Annotated in this window: 18 protein-coding genes; 9 read left to right on the top strand and 9 right to left on the bottom strand. The window is 71.7% G+C overall.

Going from position 1 to position 20,453, the window contains the following annotated elements; all coding sequences use genetic code 11:
- Nucleotides 1-29: 29 nt before the first annotated feature.
- The 4 genes from RZ84_RS31755 to RZ84_RS31740 form a co-directional block, all read right to left on the bottom strand.
- A complete protein-coding gene (locus RZ84_RS31755) occupies nt 30-1,244 on the bottom strand; it encodes an acetyl-CoA C-acetyltransferase (protein ID WP_043267844.1) in 1,215 nt (404 codons plus the stop codon).
- Between the two features lie 22 nt (nt 1,245-1,266).
- Nucleotides 1,267-2,409 carry an acyl-CoA dehydrogenase family protein gene (locus tag RZ84_RS31750; protein ID WP_043267842.1) on the bottom strand — a complete coding sequence of 381 codons (1,143 nt, stop codon included), beginning with the start codon at nt 2,407-2,409 and terminating at the stop codon, nt 1,267-1,269.
- A gap of 102 nt (nt 2,410-2,511) precedes the next feature.
- Nucleotides 2,512-3,591 (bottom strand): LLM class flavin-dependent oxidoreductase, encoded by a 1,080-nt coding sequence (locus tag RZ84_RS31745; RefSeq protein WP_241777960.1) that lies wholly within the window; start codon nt 3,589-3,591, stop codon nt 2,512-2,514.
- Nucleotides 3,591-4,757, bottom strand: a complete 1,167-nt coding sequence (locus RZ84_RS31740) for a CaiB/BaiF CoA transferase family protein (RefSeq protein ID WP_198540090.1) — start codon at nt 4,755-4,757, stop codon at nt 3,591-3,593. The genes RZ84_RS31745 and RZ84_RS31740 overlap by 1 nt, the downstream gene beginning before the upstream one ends.
- A gap of 414 nt (nt 4,758-5,171) precedes the next feature.
- Between RZ84_RS31740 and RZ84_RS31735 the strand changes: the two genes are divergently transcribed.
- Nucleotides 5,172-5,906, top strand: a complete 735-nt coding sequence (locus RZ84_RS31735) for an MgtC/SapB family protein (protein WP_043267837.1) — start codon at nt 5,172-5,174, stop codon at nt 5,904-5,906.
- 45 nt (nt 5,907-5,951) lie between these two features.
- Here the strand turns inward: RZ84_RS31735 and RZ84_RS31730 are convergent, their stop codons facing one another.
- The gene (locus RZ84_RS31730; protein WP_043267835.1) at nt 5,952-7,475 is read right to left on the bottom strand and encodes a sialate:H+ symport family MFS transporter; all 1,524 of its coding nucleotides are present in this window, start codon (nt 7,473-7,475) and stop codon (nt 5,952-5,954) included.
- Nucleotides 7,476-7,704: 229 nt separating this feature from the next.
- Between RZ84_RS31730 and RZ84_RS31725 the strand changes: the two genes are divergently transcribed.
- On the top strand, nt 7,705-8,892 hold the full coding sequence (locus RZ84_RS31725) for a saccharopine dehydrogenase family protein (protein ID WP_043267834.1): 1,188 nt from the start codon (nt 7,705-7,707) through the stop codon (nt 8,890-8,892).
- 15 nt (nt 8,893-8,907) lie between these two features.
- Here the strand turns inward: RZ84_RS31725 and RZ84_RS31720 are convergent, their stop codons facing one another.
- The gene (locus tag RZ84_RS31720) at nt 8,908-9,630 is read right to left on the bottom strand and encodes an endonuclease V (protein ID WP_043267833.1); all 723 of its coding nucleotides are present in this window, start codon (nt 9,628-9,630) and stop codon (nt 8,908-8,910) included.
- Nucleotides 9,631-9,768: 138 nt separating this feature from the next.
- Between RZ84_RS31720 and RZ84_RS31715 the strand changes: the two genes are divergently transcribed.
- Entirely contained in the window at nt 9,769-10,068 is a 300-nt protein-coding gene (locus tag RZ84_RS31715; protein ID WP_043267832.1) for a YciI family protein, read from the top strand.
- 291 nt (nt 10,069-10,359) lie between these two features.
- Here the strand turns inward: RZ84_RS31715 and RZ84_RS31710 are convergent, their stop codons facing one another.
- Nucleotides 10,360-11,826: a sugar porter family MFS transporter gene (locus RZ84_RS31710; protein WP_043267831.1), complete on the bottom strand. Its 1,467-nt coding sequence runs from the start codon at nt 11,824-11,826 to the stop codon at nt 10,360-10,362.
- Nucleotides 11,827-12,196: 370 nt separating this feature from the next.
- Here RZ84_RS31710 and RZ84_RS31705 point away from each other — a divergent pair, with 370 nt between their 5' ends.
- From RZ84_RS31705 to RZ84_RS31690, 4 genes are all read left to right on the top strand, one after another.
- Nucleotides 12,197-13,117: an SIS domain-containing protein gene (locus RZ84_RS31705; protein WP_043267830.1), complete on the top strand. Its 921-nt coding sequence runs from the start codon at nt 12,197-12,199 to the stop codon at nt 13,115-13,117.
- Nucleotides 13,118-13,189: 72 nt separating this feature from the next.
- On the top strand, nt 13,190-14,071 hold the full coding sequence (locus RZ84_RS31700) for a class II fructose-bisphosphate aldolase (RefSeq protein WP_043267829.1): 882 nt from the start codon (nt 13,190-13,192) through the stop codon (nt 14,069-14,071).
- 614 nt (nt 14,072-14,685) lie between these two features.
- Nucleotides 14,686-15,489, top strand: a complete 804-nt coding sequence (locus RZ84_RS31695) for a DeoR/GlpR family DNA-binding transcription regulator (RefSeq protein ID WP_043267828.1) — start codon at nt 14,686-14,688, stop codon at nt 15,487-15,489.
- Nucleotides 15,490-15,869: 380 nt separating this feature from the next.
- The gene (locus RZ84_RS31690) at nt 15,870-16,187 is read left to right on the top strand and encodes a hypothetical protein (RefSeq protein ID WP_241777959.1); all 318 of its coding nucleotides are present in this window, start codon (nt 15,870-15,872) and stop codon (nt 16,185-16,187) included.
- A 337-nt stretch (nt 16,188-16,524) separates the two neighbouring features.
- On the opposite strand, the gene RZ84_RS31685 is transcribed toward RZ84_RS31690, so the two are convergent.
- On the bottom strand, nt 16,525-17,145 hold the full coding sequence (locus RZ84_RS31685) for a TetR/AcrR family transcriptional regulator (RefSeq protein ID WP_043267827.1): 621 nt from the start codon (nt 17,143-17,145) through the stop codon (nt 16,525-16,527).
- Between the two features lie 78 nt (nt 17,146-17,223).
- Between RZ84_RS31685 and RZ84_RS31680 the strand changes: the two genes are divergently transcribed.
- Together RZ84_RS31680 and RZ84_RS31675 are read left to right on the top strand one after the other, a co-directional pair.
- Nucleotides 17,224-19,275, top strand: a complete 2,052-nt coding sequence (locus tag RZ84_RS31680; protein WP_078894416.1) for an FUSC family protein — start codon at nt 17,224-17,226, stop codon at nt 19,273-19,275.
- A 171-nt stretch (nt 19,276-19,446) separates the two neighbouring features.
- Nucleotides 19,447-19,953 (top strand): MarR family winged helix-turn-helix transcriptional regulator, encoded by a 507-nt coding sequence (locus RZ84_RS31675; protein ID WP_043267826.1) that lies wholly within the window; start codon nt 19,447-19,449, stop codon nt 19,951-19,953.
- A gap of 148 nt (nt 19,954-20,101) precedes the next feature.
- On the opposite strand, the gene RZ84_RS31670 is transcribed toward RZ84_RS31675, so the two are convergent.
- Nucleotides 20,102-20,428: a hypothetical protein gene (locus RZ84_RS31670; RefSeq protein ID WP_043267825.1), complete on the bottom strand. Its 327-nt coding sequence runs from the start codon at nt 20,426-20,428 to the stop codon at nt 20,102-20,104.
- Between the last annotated feature and the right edge of the window lie 25 nt (nt 20,429-20,453).

Below are 20,453 nucleotides of genomic sequence, written 5' to 3'. Positions count from 1 at the left end.
ACGTACTCCGTAGTGGGTGGGACGAGGGGTCAGAGGCGCTCGATGACGGTGGCGATGCCCATCCCGCCGCCGACGCAGAGGGTGGCCAGGCCGTAGCGCTTGTCCTGCCGCTCCAGTTCGTCGACGAGGGTGCCGAGGATCATCGCGCCGGTGGCGCCGAGCGGGTGGCCCATGGCGATGGCGCCGCCGTTGACGTTGACCTTGTCGAGGCTCAGGCCCATGTCCTTGGCGAAGCGCAGGACGACGGCGGCGAACGCCTCGTTGATCTCGACGAGGTCGATGTCGTCGATGGTGAGTCCGGCCTTGGCGAGCGCCTTGCGGCTGGCCGGTGCCGGGCCGGTGAGCATGATCGTCGGCTCGGAGCCGGAGACCGCGGCGGAGATGATGCGGGCCCGCGGGGTGAGGCCGTAGCGCTCCCCGACCTCCTTGGAGCCGATGGCGACCAGCGCCGCGCCGTCCACGATGCCGGAGGAGTTGCCGGCGTGGTGGACGTGGTCGATCTTCTCGACCCAGTGGTACTTCTGCAGGGCCACCGCGTCGAAGCCGCCGGCGTCCCCGATGGTGGCGAAGGACGGCTTGAGGGCCGCCAGGGAGTCGGCGGTGGTGCCGGGGCGCGGGTGCTCGTCATGGTCGAGGACGAGCAGGCCGTTGCGGTCGCGTACGGGGACGACGGAGCGCTCGAAGCGGCCGTCCTTCCAGGCGGCGGCGGCCCGCTCCTGGGACAGCGCGGCGAACTCGTCGACATCGCGGCGGGAGTAGCCCTCGATGGTGGCGATGAGGTCGGCGCCGATGCCCTGCGGCACGAATCCGGTGTCGAAGTTGATCATCGGGTCGGCGAACCAGGCACCGCCGTCGGAGGCCATCGGGACCCGCGACATCGATTCGACGCCGCCGGCCAGCACCAGGTCCTCCCAGCCCGAACGGACCTTGGCGGCGGCCATGTTGACGGCTTCGAGACCGGAGGCACAGAAGCGGTTCTCCTGGACGCCGGCGACGGTGTCGGGCAGACCGGCGGCGATCGCGGCGATCCGGGCGATGTCGGATCCCTGGTCGCCGACCGGTCCGACGACGCCGAGGACGATGTCGTCGATCGCGGCCGGATCCAGCCCGGGGAAGCGCCGGCGCACTTCGTGGATCAGGCCGACGACCAGGTCGATCGGCTTGGTGCCGTGCAGCGCGCCGTTGGCCTTGCCACGGCCGCGCGGGGTGCGGATCGCGTCGTACACATACGCTTCGGTGCTCACAGGAAAGCCTTTCGGGGAAGGGTTAGCCGAGCAGGGAGCGGCCGATGATCTCCTTCATGATCTCGGTCGTCCCGCCGTAGATGGTCTGGATGCGGCCGTCGGTGAACGCCTTGGCCACGCGGTACTCGGTCATATAGCCGTAGCCGCCGTGGAGTTGGAGGCAGCGGTCGGCGACCCGCTTCTGGAGTTCGGTGGCCCACCACTTGGCCATGGAGGCGTGCACCGCGTCGAGCGTGCCGTCCGAGTGGTCGGCGATGCAGCGGTCGAGGAAGGTGCGGGTGACGGCGCACTCGGTGGCCATCTCGGCGATCTCGAAGCGGATGTGCTGGAGCTTGGCCAGCGGCCGTCCGAACGCCTCGCGTTCCTTGACGTATTGGGTCGTGATCTCCAGCAGATGCTCGGCGGCGGCGATCCCGGCGATCGCTATGCCCATGCGCTCCTGCGCGAGGTTGGTCATCAGGTGGACGAACGCGCCGTTGAGCTCGCCCAGCAGGTTCTCCTTGGGCACCCGCACGTCGTGGAAGAACAGCTCGGCGGTGTCCTGGGACTTCTGGCCGATCTTGTCGAGGTTGCGACCGCGCTCGAACCCCTCCATGCCGCGCTCGACGACCAGCAGGCTCAGGCCGTGCGCGCCGCCCTCGGGGGTGGTCTTGGCGACGACGATGACGAGGTCGGCGAGGATGCCGTTGGAGATGAAGGTCTTGGAGCCGTTGAGGATCCAGTGGTCGCCGCGGTCCTCGGCGGCGGTGCGGATGCCCTGGAGGTCGGAGCCGGCGCCGGGCTCGGTCATCGCGATGGCGGTGATCGTCTCGCCGCTGCAGAAGCCGGGCAACCAGCGGCGCTTCTGCTCGTCGGTGGCGAGGGAGGTCAGGTAGGGGCCGATGATGTCGTTGTGCAGTCCGATGGCGAGCCCGGCGGCCCCGGCCCGGGTGAACTCCTCGGCCAGCACCGCGCTGAAGCGGAAGTCGCTCTCCCCGCCACCGCCGTACTCCGCGGGCACGGCCAGGCCGAGGAGCCCCTGTCTGCCGGCGGCCCGCCAGGCGTCCCGGCTGACGATGCCGTCCTTCTCCCACTGCTCGTAATACGGCGTCACCTCCTTGGCGAGGAAGGTGCGTACGGTCTCGCGGAAGGCTTCGTGGTCCTCGGTGAAGATCTGGCGCTTCACACTGTTGTCCCTTCGGGGCGTGGTGCGGGGCGGGCGGCGGGGCGGCTCGGCAGGGGGCCGGGGGCCGGCGGCCGGGCGGACGCGGCATCGGTGCGGTCCCTATCAGAACCGGTTCCTGACGGTTTCGATCGGCTTCGCGGGGCCGAGGCCTATGGGGTGGGCGTCGAGCATCGTCACGCCGGCCTCCCGGAACCGCGGCACTCCTCCCCCAGCCTTCGGCCGGGGGTACCTCCGTCTCGCTGCGCTCGCGGACGTCCCCCTCGGGCCCGCACAGCGACACCAGCTCGCAGAACTCGTCCGGCACCGCCGCCTCGGCCTCCTCTTTCCGGCCCGCAAGACAGGACTCCTGAATGGTGCGCGCGGCGTCTTCGCAGCCGTAGGCGACGGCGAGATCGTGGTAGAAGTTCTTGCCCTTGTTTCCCTTGGCACCCATGCCGCCGACATGCGGCGCGATGGTCGGGCGGGCCAGGTCCCGCGCGGCGGCGTCCTCCCCTCCTCCCCGATGGCGAGCAGTCCGCCGGCGACGGTATGCGACGGTCCGCGCGACGGATCGCGCCGGGCGGTGCCCTCGGCGAGCGGGGTGCCCCGGACGGCGCCGGGCTTCTCCGGGATGAAGAGGGTGGGCAGCCAGCCGTCGGCGCTCTCGGCGGTCGGCCGGACGTCGGCCGGCCGGAGCGCCGCGACGTACACCGGGATCTCGGGACGCACGGGGTGGGTGAGGATCTTCAGCGGCTTGCCGAGCCGGCCGCCCTTCGCGGCGGGCAGCGGCATGTCGGTGATGCCGTGGTGGTCGATGACCTCGCGCCGCCAGATGCGGCGGCACAGCTCGATGGTCTCGCGGGTGCGGCCCGGCGGTCGGTCGTAGGGCTTGCCGTGCCGGCTCTCGATGGCCTGCGGCCCGGAGGCGCCCACGCCCGGCAGCGCCCGCCCGCCGGAGAGGGTGTCCAGGCCGGCGGCGGTCCGGGCGATCAGGGCGGGCGTGCGGGAGTGGACGTCGAGGATCGCCGAGCCGATCCAGGCGTGCTCCGTGCGGGCCGCGGGGAAGCCCATGACGGTCGGCGGGTCGAAGCCGTACGCCTCGGCGACCCGGACGGCGTCCGGTCCGGCCCGTTCGAGGGCGGCGACCTCTTCGGCGGCCCGGCGCGGATCGGCGGCGTACCGAAGCGTGGTGGCGAGTTCCATCAGCTGACCGGGTCCTTCCGCTCGGTGCGCCGCGGGTCTTCGGGCGGGACCGCGAGGCTGGGGACCCGCCAGTCGCGGGCGACCTCGTCGGTGTCCGCGCCCGGCTGGGCGGGGGGTCTGCGCAGCGTTCCGGGGGTGTCCGAGAAGCGGGGCGCGGGGGCGGGCTGGGTGATGCCGGCGTGGTCGACGAAGGTGCCGCGGGCGGCGAGGTGCGGGTGCCCGGGGGCCTCGCGCAGCGACAGCACGGGCGCCACGCAGGCGTCGGACTCCTGGAAGACCGCGGTCCACTCCTCCCGCGTACGGGTCCGGAACCGGTCGGCGATGGCAGTCCGCAACTCGCCCCAGGCCGCGAGGTCGTCGCGGGCGGGGACCTCGTCCTCGATGCCGAGCCGGCGGATGAATTCGGCGTAGAAGCGCTGCTCCAGCGCGCCGACGGCCATATAGCCGCCGTCCGCGGTCGCGTAGGTGCCGTAGAACGGCGTTCCACCGTCGAGCAGGTTGGCGCCGCGCCGGTCCTGCCAGCCGCCGGCCGCCAGCATGCCGTGGATCATCGCCGTCAGGTGCGCCGTGCCGTCGACGATGGCGGCGTCGACGACCTGGCCCGTCCCGCCCTCGGCGCGGGCGTGCTGGAGGGCCGCGAGGACGCCGATGACCAGGTAGAGCGAGCCCCCTGCGTAGTCACCGACGAGGTTGGCGGGGACGGCGGGCGGGCCGTCGGCCGGGCCGATCATGCCGAGGGCACCGGTGATCGCGATATAGCCGATGTCGTGTCCCGCGGTGCCGGACAGCGGGCCCTCCTGTCCCCAGCCGGTCATCCGGCCGTAGACCAGCCGGGGGTTGCGCGCCAGGCACTCCGCAGGCCCGACGCCGAGCCGCTCGGCCACACCGGGGCGGTAGCCCTCCACCAGGACGTCGGCCCGCTCGGCCAGGTCGAGCAGCTGCGCCACCCCGGCGGGCTGCTTCAGATCCACCAGCACCGAGCGTTTGTTGCGGTTGGTGATGTCGTGGACCGGATCGATGCGCAGCCCGGCGCCTCCGGGCCGGTCGACCCGGACGACATCGGCGCCCAGGTCGGCCAGCAGCATGGCCGCGAAGGGGCCGGGGCCGATGCCGGCGAGCTCCACCACCCGCACCCCGCTCAGCGGGCCGTTCCCTGACTGCGTCATCGCGCCCCATGCCTTCCGCACTGTGACACTTCTGATGTAACACTCGTGATGTTAAGAACGTGTTCCACTTTCCACAAGCCCCCCGAGCCAAGTGGCCACCACCGGAAAGGCCCGCGCCGACGATGCTCAACTGCCATCGCCGTCGCGGGCCTTCGCGCGCCTGCCTCCGCCGCGTCGCTATCCCCCGCCGCACTCGGCGACGATCTTCCCCGGAGCTATGCAGCGGCGGTGCTCCGCCGCCGGTCCCGCCGCCTGCGCCATGCCTGCCTCCACGTCCGCTCCCCCGTCCGGCACCGGCCGCGGTGCCTCCCGGCGGGCCGCGCGTACGCCCGCGCCACCCATCGCATTCCACGCTAACCGCGACCACTGACAACGGCCCGCGGAGCGCCGGGCCGGCGGAGGGACAATGCCGTCATGTCACACCTCGCCAGCACACTGTTCGACGTCCACGACGGCCAGGGGCTGCGGCAGTTCGCCGAGCTCGCGATAGCCCTGCTGCTGTCCTCGCTGATCGGGCTGGAGCGCGAAGCCCGGCAGAAGAGTGCCGGGCTGCGCACCCACACCCTCGTCGGCGTGGGCAGCGCGCTGTTCATGGAGGTGTCGATCCACGGCTTCGGATCGGTACTGGGCATGGACGGCGTCGCCCTCGACCCGTCCCGCGTCGCCGCGCAGGTCGTCTCCGGCATCGGCTTCATCGGCGGCGGACTGATCTTCGTCAGGAAGGACGCGGTCCGCGGGCTGACGACCGCCGCGACCATCTGGCTGACCTGCGCCATCGGCATGGCGTGCGGCGGCGGGCTGCCGCTGCTGGCCTTCGGCGCGACGGCGGTGCACTTCCTCATCGTCCGCGGCTTCTCGAAGGTCTCGGAGCGGATCGGGTCGGGGCAGTCCTTCGACCGGGTCGAGCTGCGCCTGTCCTACCGGTCGCAGAACGGACTGCTGGGGCGGATGTTGGAGCTGTGCACCGGCAGCGGTTTCCGGGTCACCGACGTCCAGGTGGAGAACGGCACGGGCGACGCCTGGGTCCCGGCCGAGGTGCTGCTCCGCCTGGAGGGGAACGGCTCCGCGCACCCCCTGGTCGAGGCGCTGACCGAGCTGGAGGGCGTGCGCGGGGTGGCGCTGGGGCGGCAGGACGACAGCACCGAATGACGAGGGGCCGCTCCTCATGGGACGCGGGCACCCGTCCGGTCCCGCTCATACCGCGTCGGCCGGCGCCTCCCCCTGACCGGCACCCGCTCCCGCGCTCCGGTCCCCCGGCTCGGGCGCCAGATGGTCACCGGCCGGCTGACGGTCCACCAGCCGCCCCAGCCTCCGCGGGACATCGCCGCCCACGAGGACGACGACCACCAGCGTCAGCCCGAAGGTGAGCACCGCCAGGGCCCGCCCCAGCGGCATGCCCTCGGCCAGCCGCGCCCCGAGCACCGGCGCCACCGCACCGCCCAGCGCGCCCGTGTTGTAGACGAACCCCAGTGACGCGGCGCGGGTCACGGTCGGGAAGTGGCCCGCGATGTACTTCGGCAGGATGCCGGAGATGCCCTGGCTGAGCGCGAGCAGCCCGAAGAGCAGGACCCCGAGCCCCACGAGGTTCCCGCGGACCGCGAACACCGGGAAGACCAGCGCCAGCGAGGCCAGCAGGGTGTACGCGTACGCCCGCCGGGTGCCGAGCAGATCGCCGGTGAATCCCGCCAGCCAGCAGCCGGCCATCGTGCCGAAGCCCGCGTAGAACATCACGTCGGCCACCTGCCCCGGCGCGTAGCCCAGTTCGGTCTTCAGGTACGTGGGCAGCAGCGCCTGGAGGGGCCAGCTGTAGAGGAACGCGCAGAAGACCGTGGCCGTCAGGGACACGTACAGCAGCGCTCCCCGGCGCCCGCCGAGCTGCCCGGCGAAGGCGAGCAGGCACAGTGCCGCGGCGGTGGCCGGCCAGCGCGCATGCCCGGCGCCGGCGGGCGTGAAGACGCAGAAGAGCGCGGCGCACGCGGCCACCGCCAGTACCGAGTTGGCCCAGCGGCGGACGCGTCCGGTGAACAACGGGCGGAACGGATTCGGGCGTTCCGGATGCCGCTCCTGTCCGCCGGCCGGCGCACCGCCGATCTCCGCCTGCCAGTCGCCGGCTTCCGGCAGCGATCTGCGCACCCAGACGGCGACCAGGACGGGCAGGACCCCGATCCAGAACAGCGGGCGCCAGCCCCAGGCGGGAACCACCCAGCCGTAGAGCCCGGCCGCGAGGACCGTTCCGCCCGCGTATCCGGAGATCAGGAATCCCGAGGCCCGGTTGCGCAGCCGGACCGGCCAGGTCTCCAGCACGTATGTCGCGCTCGCGCTGTATTCCCCCGCCATGCCCAGCCCGATCACCAGCCGGGCGGCGAACAGGCTGGTGTAGTTCCAGGCGAATCCGCAGGCGAAGGTGCCCAGCGAGTACAGCAGGATGCCGGCGACCATGGCGGACCTGCGGCCGTGGCGGTCGCCCAGCGCGCCCAGGACCGCACCGCCCAGCCAGCGGGTGACGAACGCGCCGGAGACGAGCGACGCGGCGGTCGCGGTGTCCAGGTGGAACTCACCGGCGATCTCGGTCAGCACCAGCGTGATCAGGACGAAGTCGAAACCGTCCAGGAGATAGCCGATCCAGGCGGCGAACATCGCCTTCCACCGGCGCGGGGTGACCTCCTCGTACCAGCGCCGCCGCCCCGCCCGGTGGGGGCCGTCCGCAGGATGCGCCATCACAGGAGCCCGCCCTCCTCCGGCAGCCGCCCGACGCCTTCTTCCGTACGTACCAGGCAACCCGGACATCGGATATCCCATGTCACCGACGAATCTGATCCCGCTCCCCCACCTCGTCAAGCCCCGGCGCCCCAACGGAGCGGACCCGCCAACCCGGCCGGTACGGCTGATCGTTGACGGGGCGCCCGTGGCTCCTTAGGGTCCGGAGGTCACCCCGAGAGGACGGACCATGCGACCGCAGGACATCTCCGGACGGGCCCATGACCTCGTCCTTTACGGCGCAACCGGGTTCGCGGGCGCGCTCACCGCCGCATACCTGGCCAGACACGCCCCCGAGGGCTGCCGCTGGGCGCTCGCCGGACGCGGCACCGCCAAACTGGAGCGACTGCGCGACCGGTTGGCCTCGATCAACCCGGATCGCGCCGGCCTGCCGCTCCTGACGGCCGACAGCACCGACCCCGGTTCGCTGCACGCCCTCGCCTCCGCCACCAGGGTCCTGGCCACCACGGTCGGCCCCTATCTGCTCCACGGTGAGCCCCTGGTTGCGGCCTGCGCCGCGGCCGGCACGGACTACCTCGACCTCACGGGAGAGCCGGAGTTCATCGACCGCGTGTACCTCCGCCACGATGCGACGGCCCGTGCCTCCGGGGCGCGCCTCGTCCACGCCTGCGGCTTCGACTCCGTTCCGCACGACCTGGGGGTGCGCTACACGGTGGGTCTGCTCCCCGAGGGCGTCCCGCTGCGCATCGACGGCTTCGTACGGACCAACGCGACCTTCTCCGGCGGAACTCTCGCCTCCGCGCTGACCGCCGTCTCCCGCCCGGCCGCCATGGCCCGGGTCGCTCGCGAGCGCCGTCGGGTGGAACCGCGGCCCGCCGGCCGCACCGTACGCGCACCGCTCGGACCGCCCCTCCGGAGCACCGAAACCGGCACCTGGGGAATCCCGCTGCCGACCGTCGACCCGCGGATCATCGCCCGCTCCGCCGCCGCCCTCGACCGCTACGGGCCCGACTTCCGCTACCGCCACTACGCGGCCGTGCGCCGGCTGCCGACCGCCGTGGGCGCGACCCTGGGCGCCGGTGCGCTGTGCGCGCTGGCCCAGGTGCCGCCCGCCCGCCGCTGGCTGTCGGGGCGTCTGGAGCCGGGCGCGGGGCCCGGTGAGGAGCGGCGCGCCCGCAGCTGGTTCCGGGTGCGCTTCGTCGCCTCGGGGGGCGGCGAGCAGCTGGTCACCGAGGTCGCGGGCGGCGATCCCGGCTACGACGAGACGGCGAAGATGCTCGCCGAGTCGGCACTGAGCCTGGCCTTCGACGACCTGCCGAAGACCTCGGGCCAGGTGACGACCGCGGTCGCCATGGGGGACGCGCTGACCCGCCGCCTCCGGGCCGCCGGGATCGGATTCCGGGTGGTCCGGCGGTAGCGGGCGGCCGGGCCGTCAGGCGACCGCGAGGGCGCGCCGGCACAGGGAGTCGGCGGCCCGGGTCGTTTCCGGAAGCCGGTACGAGGCCGCCAGACGGAGCGTATGCGCGCACGCCCGGTCGAGGCCGACGCGATGCCCTACGGACACGAACACCGGCTTGACGCCCCGTTGGGTGCGCAGCGCACGTCCTACCTCCTCGGGCTCCCCCTTGGACGTCCCGTCGTCCAGGAGGGGCGAGGTGTCGCCGCGCTCCGCCCCCGGAGCCGCGTACCGGAAGGTGAACGGGTTCTTGGCAACGCCGATGGTGGGCAGTCCGGTCAGCACTCCGAGGTGGCTGGCCAGACCGAAGCGCCGCGGGTGCGCCAGCCCGTAGCCGTCGCAGACCACCAGGCCGGGCGTGCGGGCGAGGCGGGCGAGCGCGTCCAGCACGGTGGGGATCTCGCGGAAGGCGAGCAGCCCCGGGATGTACGGGAAGGAGACCGGGCCGACGGCGGTGGCCTCGTCGACGACCGCGAGCGTCCGTGCGTCGAGGGCGACGGCCGCCGCGGCGACCACGTCGCGCGCGTCGTCGTAGGCGACGTCCACGCCGACCACGGTGCCCTCGAAACCCGGTTCCGGGCCGGGCTCGTTGAGCCGTACACGGGCCCGCAGCCGGTCCTGGACCGCGCGGGCCCCGGCTTCGTCCACCGGCCAGTGCCGCAGCTCGTCGTCGCAGGAGATGATTCCGGAAGTGTCCATGGTGACCGCAACGCTACCGAACCCCCCAAGGGGAGCACAGGGCCGCTCGGCGCTCCGGTCCATCCGCTCCGGCCTGCGCGTTTCCCCGACCGGCAGGGCACGTCCGCGACGTGCGCCCCCGCCTCGTATATTGCAGCCATGTTCGTACTGGAACTGACCTACACCGCGCCCCTCGAACGCATCGACGCCGCCCTCCAGGACCACGTGGAGTGGCTGGACAAGGAGTACGCCGCCGGGCACTTCGTCGCCTCCGGCCGCAAGAACCCGCGCAACGGCGGCGTGATCCTCGCCGCCGGGATCGACCGTGCGGCCGTCGAGGAGATCATCGCCGAGGACCCGTTCGTCCTCGCCGGGGTCTGCGAGTACCGGATCACCGAGTTCGTCGCGACGAAGACCGCTCCGGCCCTGGAGGGGTACCGGGAGCAGCTGCCGTCCTGAGATACCGCCCCGCCGCACCACGGCCCGGGCCGCCGAATCCCTCCGGCGCGGCCCGGGCCTCGTGCTGTTCGGCGCGGCTACCCCCTCCGTCCGCCGTCGCGGGCGGCGGAGCGCCGGACGGCGGCCGAGGACGGCGGGTTCGCAATGCTCGGCCGACGCGGAGAACGACATGGGCGATGACACCTGAGCAGTGGTGGGAGAGCAGACGGACGGCGCCCGGCGGCGGCCGTCGTCGGACAGGAAACGCGTTCGCCGTCCATCAACTCGGGACACGACGCCCATGCGGTCACCTCAGGGAGCCGAGGGAGACGACGCCGGGTTGTCGAACGGTCCGGCGGCGACCGTGCCGGGCCCGGAAGTCTCGGGCCAGCTCCCGCCGTTGCGCCAGTACTCCTGGATCTCCTCCAGCTGGCGCCCCTTGGTCTCGGGCGCGGTGAACGCGGCGAAGACCAGGGCGGCGAGCGCGAGCACGCCCAGACCGGCGAAGGTCGCTGCGGCGCCCGCCCGGGCCATGAGGGAGGGGAAGAACTGGGCGATCAGCAGGTTGGCCACCAGGTCGGCGGTGAGCATCACCGATGCTCCCGTGGAGCGCAGTTGGGCGGGGAACGCCTCGCTCGCGTAGACCCAGATCAGCGATCCGAAGCCGAAGTTGAAGGCTGCGGTGAACAGGAGGATGGCGCCGAAGCCCACCCACGTGGTGGCACCGTGCAGGTTTCCCATGCCGAAGACGACGGTCAGGACGGCGAGCATCGCCGCCATCGTGCCGATCCCGCAGAGCAGCACCACCCGTCGGCCCAGGCGGTCGATGATGAGGATGGCGAGCACCGCCGCGGCCAGCGAGGCGAGTTCGACGAAGGACGGCAGCAGGAAGTTCTGGCCGTTGCCGGTGAATCCCATTTGCTCGAAGATCTGCGGGCTGTAGTACGTGACGGCGTTGATGCCGGTGATCTGGCAGAAGAAGCCGAGGCCGACGACGAACAACGCGGCGCGGGCGTACGGCTTGCGCAGCAGCGAGCGCACCGAGCCCCCGCTCTCCGCGGCGAGTGCGGCCTGCACCGAGGCGACCTCCGCACGCGGTTCGACATCCGGGTCGGTCGTCGCCATGACCTCGACGGCCCGTTCCGTCTGCCCCTTGAGGACGTACCAGCGGGGCGTGTCCGGCAGGCGGAGCAGCGGAATCAGCACGAGTGCCGCGGGGATCGCCGAGAGGCCCAGCATCCAGCGCCAGTGACCGCCTCCGGACAGGCCCCAGTTGACGAAGTAGGTGATGACGATGCCGACGACGGTCGCCACCTGATAGGCGGCCACGGAGGCGCCCCGGATACGGGCCGGGGTGGATTCGGCGACATAGAGCGGGGCGGCGACGATCGAGATGCCGATGGCGACGCCGAGCAGGAACCGGACGGCGTCGAGCGTCTCGACGTTGGGGGCGGCGGCGGACAGCGCGACGAACACCGCGTACGAGCCGGCGACGATCAGCATCGCGACCTTGCGGCCGAGCACGTCGGCGAGCTTGCCGCCGATCAGCGCGCCGAGAATCGAACCGAACACCAGGACGCTGTTGACCAGCCCTTTTTCGGTCTCGGTGAGGTGGAAGTCCTTGCTGAGGAACACGAGGGCACCGGAGATGCTGCCGGTGTCATAGCCGTAGATGACGCCGACGACGGCGCCGGTGAGCGCGAACAGCCGGCCGGTGCGGCGCGCGGTCGTGGACGACGGCTGAGGCGGGGGCGTCGCGGAGAGCGGGGCAGTGGACATACGGAGTCCTTTGTGCGGCGGATCGTCCTTGCTGCGTGTCTGCGTGGCTGAGTACGGGGTCTCGGGTAGCTGCATCACGGGCCGTGGACTAGCCCACATGACCGATCTTGCAAATATCGGGCACCTTTCACGCAGCTGTCAACAGTCCATCACCCGCTTTTCGCCATACCCACTCCCGACCCGCATCCAACCAACGCAACAGGGCACGGCACCACAGTCCGCGCTCCTCTCTGCCGCATCCACCCGCACGAGGGATGGATCAGTGCGACGAGAATGCGTAGAGTCGATTGCAGAAAACAGAAAACTTGCAGTTTTACGCAACATCATCGACGCATCGATCACACGATCCACGATCACGGGAGGGCATGCCATGAGCGAGACCTCGAACAGCGATACCTCGCATATGGAGCAGGAGCTGCACAGTCAGCCGGAGACCTGGCGGCAGGCCGCGCGGATCGGTGCCGCCCGCGGCCCACTGCCCGCGGCCGGCCGGCGCGTGGCCGTCATCGGATGCGGGACCTCGTGGTTCATGGCGCAGTCGTACGCGGCACTGCGCGAAGCCGCCGGACTGGGGGTGACGGACCCGTTCCCCGCCTCGGAGGCGTTCCTGGGCAGCCACCGCGGCTACGACGCGGTGGTGGCCATCACCCGCTCGGGGACGACGACCGAGGTCCTGCGCGTACTGGAAGCGGTCAAGGGGCGGATCCCGACGGTGACGATCCTCGGCGATCCGGAAACACCGGCGGTCACGCTCTCGGACGAAACGGTCGCACTGCCCTTCGCCGACGAGCGGTCCGTCGTGCAGACCCGCTTCGCGACCACCGCGCTGACGCTGCTGCGCGCACATGTCGGCGAGGACGTCAGCCGGGCGGTGCGCGACGCCGAGGAGGCGCTTGCGGCGCCGATCGACAAGGAGTGGGTGGACGCCGAGCAGTTCTCGTTCCTCGGCACGGGCTGGACATACGGCCTGGCCAATGAGGCAGCTCTCAAGATGCGGGAGGCGTCGCAGAGTTGGACGGAGTCCTATCCCGCGATGGAGTACCGCCACGGCCCGATCGCGATAGCTGCTCCGGGCCGGGTGACCTGGCTGTTCGGCCAGGCGCCGGAGGGACTGGAGGCCGATGTGGCACGGACCGGTGCGCGCTTTGTGTGCCATGCCCGCGATCCGCTCGCCGACCTGGTGCTCGTGCAGCGCGTCGCGCTGGAACGGGCCCGCGCCCGCGGCCTGGACCCCGACAACCCGCGCAGCCTCACCCGCTCGGTGATGCTCCGCGAACCGGCCGCGCCCTAGCTCACCCCTCTCCCCTACCCACGCCCCCCGTCCCACCACCAACTCACTCCTTCCACAAGGGAGTCAGGACCCATGCCCCTAGTCCCCACCTCAGCCATCGTCGACGCCGCCCGGGAAGCGGGGGTCGGTGCCGCGGCTTTCAATGTCATCCATCTCGAAACCGCCGAGGCGCTCGTCACCGCCTCCGAACGCACGAACATCCCGCTGATCCTCCAGATCAGCGAGAACTGCATCCGCTACCACGGCAGCCTGCTGCCCATCACCCGCGCCACGCTCGCCCTCGCCGAGCACTCCACCGCCCGGATCGCGGTACACCTCGACCACATCACCGACGCCGAACTGGTCCATCAGGGAGTCGACGCCGGTGCGGGCTCGGTCATGGTGGACGCCTCGGCACTGCCCTACGAGGAGAACGTGGCCACCACGGCCGCGCTCACCGCCTGGTGCCACGACCGGGGCGTCTATGTCGAGGCGGAGCTCGGCAAGGTGGGCGGGAAGGACGGCGTACACGCACCGGGTGTACGCACCGACCCCGGCGAGGCCCTGTCCTTCGTCCGCGCCACCGGGGTGGACGCACTCGCCGTCGCCGTCGGCTCCTCACACGCCATGCGCGAGCGCACCGCAGAACTGGACAAGGACCTGATCGCGGCGCTGCGTGCGACGCTGCCGGTGCCATTGGTGCTGCACGGCTCGTCCGGCGTACCGGACGACGAACTGCGTCGCGCCATCGCCGCCGGAATGACGAAGATCAATATCTCCACGCATCTCGTCTCCGTCTTCACCCACTCGATACGGCGCACCCTGGACGCGGACCCGGCCCTCGTCGACTCCCGGAAGTACGTCAAGCCGGCCCGGGAGGCAGTCGCTCAGGAGGCGGCACGACTGCTGGGCGTACTGGGCACCCCAGCAACGGTCCCCGATCTGCGCACCGCCGAGGTAACGGCCCGGAGGTGAAGACCCGGCAGTGAAGAGCCAACGAGCCGGAGGGGTGAACGGGAGGAAGTCGCAGGAACGGGAGGAACTAGCAGCCAGAAGTAGGCAGCAAACCAGGGGGGAGGCAGGTGGAAGGGAGAAGGCGACAAGAGGAGTTATGGACGCGGGAGTTCGGTCCACGGCCGCGACAATCCCGCATGGTCATGGCACGGCATCCCTACGCCTCATACCCGTGGTGGACGCGCTGCCAATGCCCAAAGAGCCCGGGATTCACAGCGCCTGGCACTGGTTCGGCGCCTTTCCCCGGGCGCGGTTTGACGAGCGGCGTGGGGAGGAGTGCAAGGGAAGAAGACAAGGAGGGATGGACGGGTGGAAGGCCAGGAGTATGCAGAGCGGGGAGTGCTGGGAGCGCAGCGTGATGGGACTGGTGAGTGAGGGGGCCGACGAGTGACAGGAGCGATGAGCGGCGGGAGTGATCAGTGAACGATGAGGTGTTCGGAGCTGGCTCACGCTCCGGTGGTGGAGGCGGCGGTGCGGTCGTGTGGAGGCTGAGCCCCCGGATAGCCGGGGTGGTGGGCACCGGGGGCATCCATCGGCGCTCACCGTGGTCGGTGGAAACGAATTAGGCTCGCGCCATGAAGCGCCATGAACGAATGAACGCACTGCTTGAGCTGCTCGGGGATCGGGGCCGGGTGGATGTCGAGGAGGCGGCGACCGAGCTGGAGGTCTCGGCTGCCACGATGCGGCGCGACATGGATGCGCTGGCCGAGCAGCAGCTGCTGACCCGCACCCGAGGCGGGGCGGTGCTCAGCTCGGTGGCGTACGACCTTCCGATTCGGTACAAGCACGCACACAGGTCGGCGGAAAAGGAGGCAGTAGCGAAGGCGGCGGCGAAGCTGGTCGAGCGTGGGGATGTGGTCGGGCTGAGCGGTGGGACGACGACCACCGGGATCGCTCGGGTGCTCGCCACCCGTCCGGACTTCGCGGAGGCGGGGCCGCAACCGCATCTGACGATCGTCACCAACTCTCTCAACATCGCCAATGAGCTGGCGGTGCGGCCACAGATCAAGATCGTGCTCACCGGCGGCGTGGCACACTCGCGGTCGTTTGAACTGGTGGGCCCGTTCAGCGAGTTGGTACTGCAGCAGATCTCCATCGACATCGCGTTCATCGGGGCCAATGGCATGGATCCGGTGATGGGAGCGACGGTGCACGACGAGGCGGAAGCCCGGGTCAACCGTCTCATGGCCGAGCGTTCCCGGCGCGCGGTGGTGGTCGCGGACTCGTCGAAGATCGGTGAGCGCTGCTTCGCCAGGGTCGGCGACGCGGATGTCTTCGACACGTTCATCACGGACGGCGGAGCGAAGGAGTCGACGCGCCGCGAGTTCGCGGACCGGGGCCTGAAGGTGGTGACGGCTCGGCCGTCCGGGGGCGATTGAGCGAGAGGGGGGGGGGCGGGGGGTGGGGGGAGGCGGGGCCAGGGGCCTGGTGTGTCCCTGCGGTGATGTGGCGGATACGCCCCGTATCGGGTCGTTTCGGTTCCCTGATTACGGGCGCGGTCCGGTTGCGAATGTGTCGCCGTTGCGCCTCTCATGCGCTGACGTGGGGTTGCCAGGGCTGAATTCCGGCGGCTGCGTATGCAGAATGGGGCGGAGTCGCGGGAGATCCATCGCCGGTCCGGGGTTGGTCGGCCTGCCCGTCTCCGTTGGGGGAGTTTTCCATCAGAAGCAGTACGGACAGCCGGGACGGCAGGGGCATCGAGGCCGGCGGGGAGCGCCGGGCCAACGGGACTGTCGACGCTGTCAGGGGGAGAGATCGCATGCGCATGCGGAAGATCGTTGCCATCACGCTGACGGGTGCGGCGTGCGCGGCGTCGCTGACGTTGTCCATGGCGTCGGAGGCGGTGGCAGCCGAGCAGGTGCCGCGCTGCGTGAAGGTGCGGAAGTTCTTCAACCAGGGCCAGCAGCGTTATGTGCGCCTGACGAATCTGTGCGCCAAGCGGCCTGCGTGCTACACCATCGTCATCCCGCATCACGCGGGTCCGCGCGGCAGGCTGCCCCAGGGGGCCACGAAGGACGTGCGGTACGGGACGGTTGCGGGGCCGCGGGCCTTGTACGTCAAGACCGTTTCCTGCTGACGGGCACATCTTCCCCGCGGACGCGTTCTCCCCTGCCGAGGCACCCGCTACCCGTTCCCTTCGAGGTAGCCCTCCCCTTCGAGGCACCCGTTCCTTCGAGGCACCCGTTCCTTCTGGCGAGCGCTTCCCCACGAAGGGCCTTCCCTGACGCGCGGCCGCTTCCTCCTGGCGAGCGCCTTCCCCAGCTGACGAACCGTCCCCCGCCTGACGAACCGCCCCCGCCGGGGCGGGCAACCCGCTCCGGGTCGCACCCCCCACCCAGGACAGCCCAGCCCCTGCCCCAAGAGCCCGGAGAATCGCCCCGCCGCAGCGACTCAAGCGCACAGTGTGATGCCGTTCAGGTGCGCAGTGTGATGCCGTCGAGAACCATGGAGAGGTACTGGCGGGCGATCTCCTCGGGGCTGTGCCGGCCCTCCGGCCGGTACCAGCTCGCGGCGACCCAGACGGTGTCGCGCAGAAAGCGGTAGGTCAGCCGGATGTCGAGGTCGCCGCGGAACACGCCTTCGGTGACGCCGCGTTGCAGGGTGCCCAGCCATGCCTTTTCGAACTTCCGCTGGGAATCGGTGAGATAACCGAAGCGGGGCTGGGTGGCGAGGTGCCGGGCCTCCTTCTGGTAGATGGCGACGGCGGCGCGGTGCCGGTCGATCTCCCGGAACGATTCGGTGACCAGGGCCTCGATGGTCTCGCGGGGGCCAAGGTGCGCGGCGAGCACCGCGTCGTAGCCGGCCCACAGTTCGTCCAGGAAGGTGGCGAGGATTTCGTCCACCATCGATTCCTTGGAGTCGAAGTGGTAGTAGAGGCTGCCCGCGAGCATTCCGGCCCGGTCCGCGATACGGCGGACGGTGGTGGCGTTGTAGCCCTGGTCGGCGAACACCTCGGCCGCGATGGAGAGGAGTTCGCGGCGGCGGTCGGGGGAGGTGGGCGCGGGGTTCGCTTTGCTGTTCTTGGCGGTTGGCACGTGGCTATTGTCGCGCGCCACTGAGCGGTGACGGGCGTCATATAATTTACTTGTAAAACACCTGCTAACCTTTTGGTTATGGGGAAGCACGCCAAGCCTGCCGCGATCACGAGGAAGCTGAGGAAGGACCCGAGGAACCCGGAGGGCCCGAAGAACGCGAAGAAGCCAACGGACCCGACGAACGGGGAGAACCCGGAGAACCGGGAGAACGGGTCCGGCTCGTCGGAGACGGGCCTGTCGGGTCCGGTGCGGGTCCGGCCGCTGCCGGTGCGGAGCACGGTGCGGCTGCGGCGGCCGGTTGACATCTGGCACAAGCCGGCGCTCAGTGCGGTGGTGGCGCTGGCGGTCCCCGATCTGACGCTGTTCGCCCTGGGACGGCTGGATCTGGTGCTCTACACCTCCGCGGGGGCGATGTGCGCGCTGTATGCGCACGGGCTGCCGTACGCGGCGCGGGCCCGGACGCTGTTGTGGGTGGTGCTCGGGATGGTCGCGAGCCTGGCCGTCGCACTGACCGCGGCGTCGCTGGTCGCGTCCGCCGCGGTGCTGGTCGTGCTGGCCTCCCTGGTGGCCGCGGTGCACAAGATGGTGTGCGATGCGACGCGGATCGGACCGCCGGGGAATCTGATCCTGACGTTCATCGCGGCGTCGGCGTTCTTCGTGCCGCAGCGGGCCGCGGAGGTGCCGAAGCATCTGGGATTGGCGCTCGGCGCCGGGGCGTTCGCGTGGCTGGTGTGCATGGCGCCGGCGCTGGTACGGCCGCGGGGGCCGGAGCGGATCGCCACCGCGCGGGCGCTGGAGGCCGCGGCCGGGTTGTTGCGTACGAGGGCCGGGGCGGCCGGCGACGGGGCGGCGAGGACCGGAACGGCCCGCGGTTCCGATCCGGTTGGGGTGGCGCAGGCCCGGCATGCGACCGCGGCGGCGGTGAATGCGGCGTGGCACACGCTGTTCCTGGTTCCGGTGCGTACGGCGCAGAAGGCGGCGGCGCGGGCGGAGCTGGAACGGCTGCTGGCGCAGGCCGAGTCGGCGCTCGGGGACGCGGATCCGCCGGGCGGTGCCGAGGCGGCGGCGGAGCGGTTCGGCGGGTGGGCACGGGAGTTGCGGAGCGGACGGCCGGTGCCCGACGTGCCGCTGTCCGCGGCCCAGGCCGAGGAACTGGCCGGGGTGGCGGCGGAGGCCGGCATCGGCCGCCACGCCGACGCCCTTCCTGCCGCCCCGCCCTCCGGCGGTCTCCTCGCCGCCCCGCCCTCCCGCGGCCGTCTCGCTCGCCCCTCCGCCGGTCTGCGCCGCCCCGTCCCCGGGCGCCCCCGCGGCGTACGGGCGGTGCTCGCGCGCCTCGCGCCCGGTTCGCCGCTGCTGCCCATCGGGGCGCGGGTGGCGGTGGGCTGCGTGCTGGCGGGCTGGGCGTCGATGGCGGTGGGGGTCGGGCATCCGTACTGGGCCGTGGTGACCGCGGCGTCGATCTACCAGGCCAACACCACGCTCTCCTGGCAGCGCGCGGTGCAGCGCACCCTCGGGAACCTGCTGGGGCTGGTGCTGTTCACCGCCCTGCTGCCGCTGATCCACACCGGGCGGTTCACGATGGTCGCGCTGGCGCTGGCCTTCCAGCTCGGCGCGGAGGCCACGATCAGCCGGAACTACTGGCTCGGCTCGGTGTGTGTCACGCCCATGGCACTGCTGCTGACCGAGTTCGGCAGGCACCTGCCGGCGTCGACGCTGATCGCCGACCGATGGATCGACACCGTGGTGGGCGCGGCGGTCGGGCTGGCCTGCTGTGTGCTGGTCACCAACCGGCGGGCCGCCGACCGTATCGACAGCGCGCTGGAGCGGCTCGCGGAGGCGGAGGCGGCGGCGTCCCGGCTGCTGGCCGCGGGGCCGGGCGCGAGGACGGTGCCCGGCCCTGGGACGTCCTGGGCTTCGGGCCCGGTGGCGGACGAGGCACGGGAGGCGGGCTGGGCGCGCGACCGGCTCGCCGGGTGCCTGGTGGAGCTGCGGGAGGCGGTCGATGTGGCGGCCGGCGAGTGGTGGCAGCGGGCGCTCCCCGAGGAGCGGATCGCGCGCGCCGAGCAGCAGGGGCACCGGACGCTGGCGGGTTTGGTCCGGCGGCTGTCCGCGCCCGCGCTGGCCGCCTGACGCGCCCGTCCGCCCGGCTCGGCGGCGGGTACCGGGTGGCAGGCACAATAAGGGCAGGGCCGTCACCGGGACCGGGCGGACGGCCGTACGGCATGGCCGGTATGCGGGGTGTACGGCCGTACGACGCTGCCGGGACCGGGGCGGTACGAAGGTGCCGAGAGGAGAGTGCGGGTGACCGAGGACATCGTCGCGGGGGTGCTCCGCCAGTGGCAGCAGGTGCACCCCGGGCTGGACACCGGCCCGATGGCGGTGATCGGGCGGCTCAACCGCTGTTCCGCACTGCTCCAGCAGGCCGCGGACGCACCGCTGCGGCGGGCGGGGCTGACCCGGCCCGAGTTCGACATCCTGGGCACTCTGCGCCGGATGGACCGTGAGCTGACGCCGGGCCGGGTGGCGCGCGAGACGTTCGCCTCCGGGGCGGCGGTCACCAAACGCGTACGGCAGTTGGAGGAGCGCGGGCTGATCAGCCGGCGGCCGGACGACCGGGACCGCCGGGTCACGCATCTGTCGCTCACGGCGGAAGGGCGCGAGACCATCGACCGGCTGCTGCCCGAGCAGTTGCGCTACGAGGCGGCGCTGCTGGCGGGTATCGGGGACGCGCGGCAGGAGGAACTGTCCGCGGCGCTGGGTGAGTTGCTGGTGGTGCTGGAGGGCCGGCTGGGGAGCCTGCTGGACTGACGGGCGGCCTGCGGGCCTCCGCGGGGAGGGTGGGCGACCACTCCCCCGCAGCCCCGCAGCTCCGCGGGGCGCCTCCGCCGCTTCCCCGGCTCGGGGCCCCAACTCCCCCGGGCCGGGCTCCTTACGGGGGAGTCAGGAGCCGGGCTGCTCACTCCCCGGCGAACGGCTCGTCGCTCCAGCGGAACCACGCCGCGTCGTCCTCGATGTGCAGCAGGAACTCGGCGACGGGTCCGGCCGGGGCCACCAGCCGCACGCCGTCGGCGGCGCGGCTGTAGGCGTCCTCCCAGGCCGTCGGGTCGTCGTCGATGGTGTCGAGGAGGGCCAGTTCGCGGGTGAAGTGCGGCTCCAGTTCGGCGAAGGCCGGGCCGGGGGCGAAGTGCCCGTTCAGCCAGGGGAAGTCCGCCTGGGTGACGGTGATTTCGCCGACCACGTCCGTGCCTCGTTCCACCCGCCAGATCTCACCGATGTACGGCACTGCCGCCTCCCCTTGGTCCTGCTGG

Source organism: Streptomyces sp. CT34, assembly GCF_000805335.1.
Classification (GTDB): Bacteria; Actinomycetota; Actinomycetes; order Streptomycetales; family Streptomycetaceae; genus Streptomyces.
Note: the sequence above shows the minus strand (reverse complement) of the source record. Positions and strands in the feature narration are given on the sequence as shown.

Excerpts from the sequence above, each read along its gene's own strand:
- RZ84_RS31745 (WP_241777960.1), bottom strand. The coding sequence starts at position 3,591 with ATGGAACTCGCCACCACGCTTCGGTACGCCGCCGATCCGCGCCGGGCC.
- RZ84_RS31740 (WP_198540090.1), bottom strand. The coding sequence starts at position 4,757 with ATGACGCAGTCAGGGAACGGCCCGCTGAGCGGGGTGCGGGTGGTGGAG.
- RZ84_RS31735 (WP_043267837.1), top strand. The coding sequence starts at position 5,172 with ATGTCACACCTCGCCAGCACACTGTTCGACGTCCACGACGGCCAGGGG.
- RZ84_RS31730 (WP_043267835.1), bottom strand. The coding sequence starts at position 7,475 with ATGGCGCATCCTGCGGACGGCCCCCACCGGGCGGGGCGGCGGCGCTGG.
- RZ84_RS31725 (WP_043267834.1), top strand. The coding sequence starts at position 7,705 with ATGCGACCGCAGGACATCTCCGGACGGGCCCATGACCTCGTCCTTTAC.
- RZ84_RS31720 (WP_043267833.1), bottom strand. The coding sequence starts at position 9,630 with ATGGACACTTCCGGAATCATCTCCTGCGACGACGAGCTGCGGCACTGG.
- RZ84_RS31715 (WP_043267832.1), top strand. The coding sequence starts at position 9,769 with ATGTTCGTACTGGAACTGACCTACACCGCGCCCCTCGAACGCATCGAC.
- RZ84_RS31710 (WP_043267831.1), bottom strand. The coding sequence starts at position 11,826 with ATGTCCACTGCCCCGCTCTCCGCGACGCCCCCGCCTCAGCCGTCGTCC.
- RZ84_RS31705 (WP_043267830.1), top strand. The coding sequence starts at position 12,197 with ATGAGCGAGACCTCGAACAGCGATACCTCGCATATGGAGCAGGAGCTG.
- RZ84_RS31700 (WP_043267829.1), top strand. The coding sequence starts at position 13,190 with ATGCCCCTAGTCCCCACCTCAGCCATCGTCGACGCCGCCCGGGAAGCG.
- RZ84_RS31695 (WP_043267828.1), top strand. The coding sequence starts at position 14,686 with ATGAAGCGCCATGAACGAATGAACGCACTGCTTGAGCTGCTCGGGGAT.
- RZ84_RS31690 (WP_241777959.1), top strand. The coding sequence starts at position 15,870 with ATGCGCATGCGGAAGATCGTTGCCATCACGCTGACGGGTGCGGCGTGC.
- RZ84_RS31680 (WP_078894416.1), top strand. The coding sequence starts at position 17,224 with ATGGGGAAGCACGCCAAGCCTGCCGCGATCACGAGGAAGCTGAGGAAG.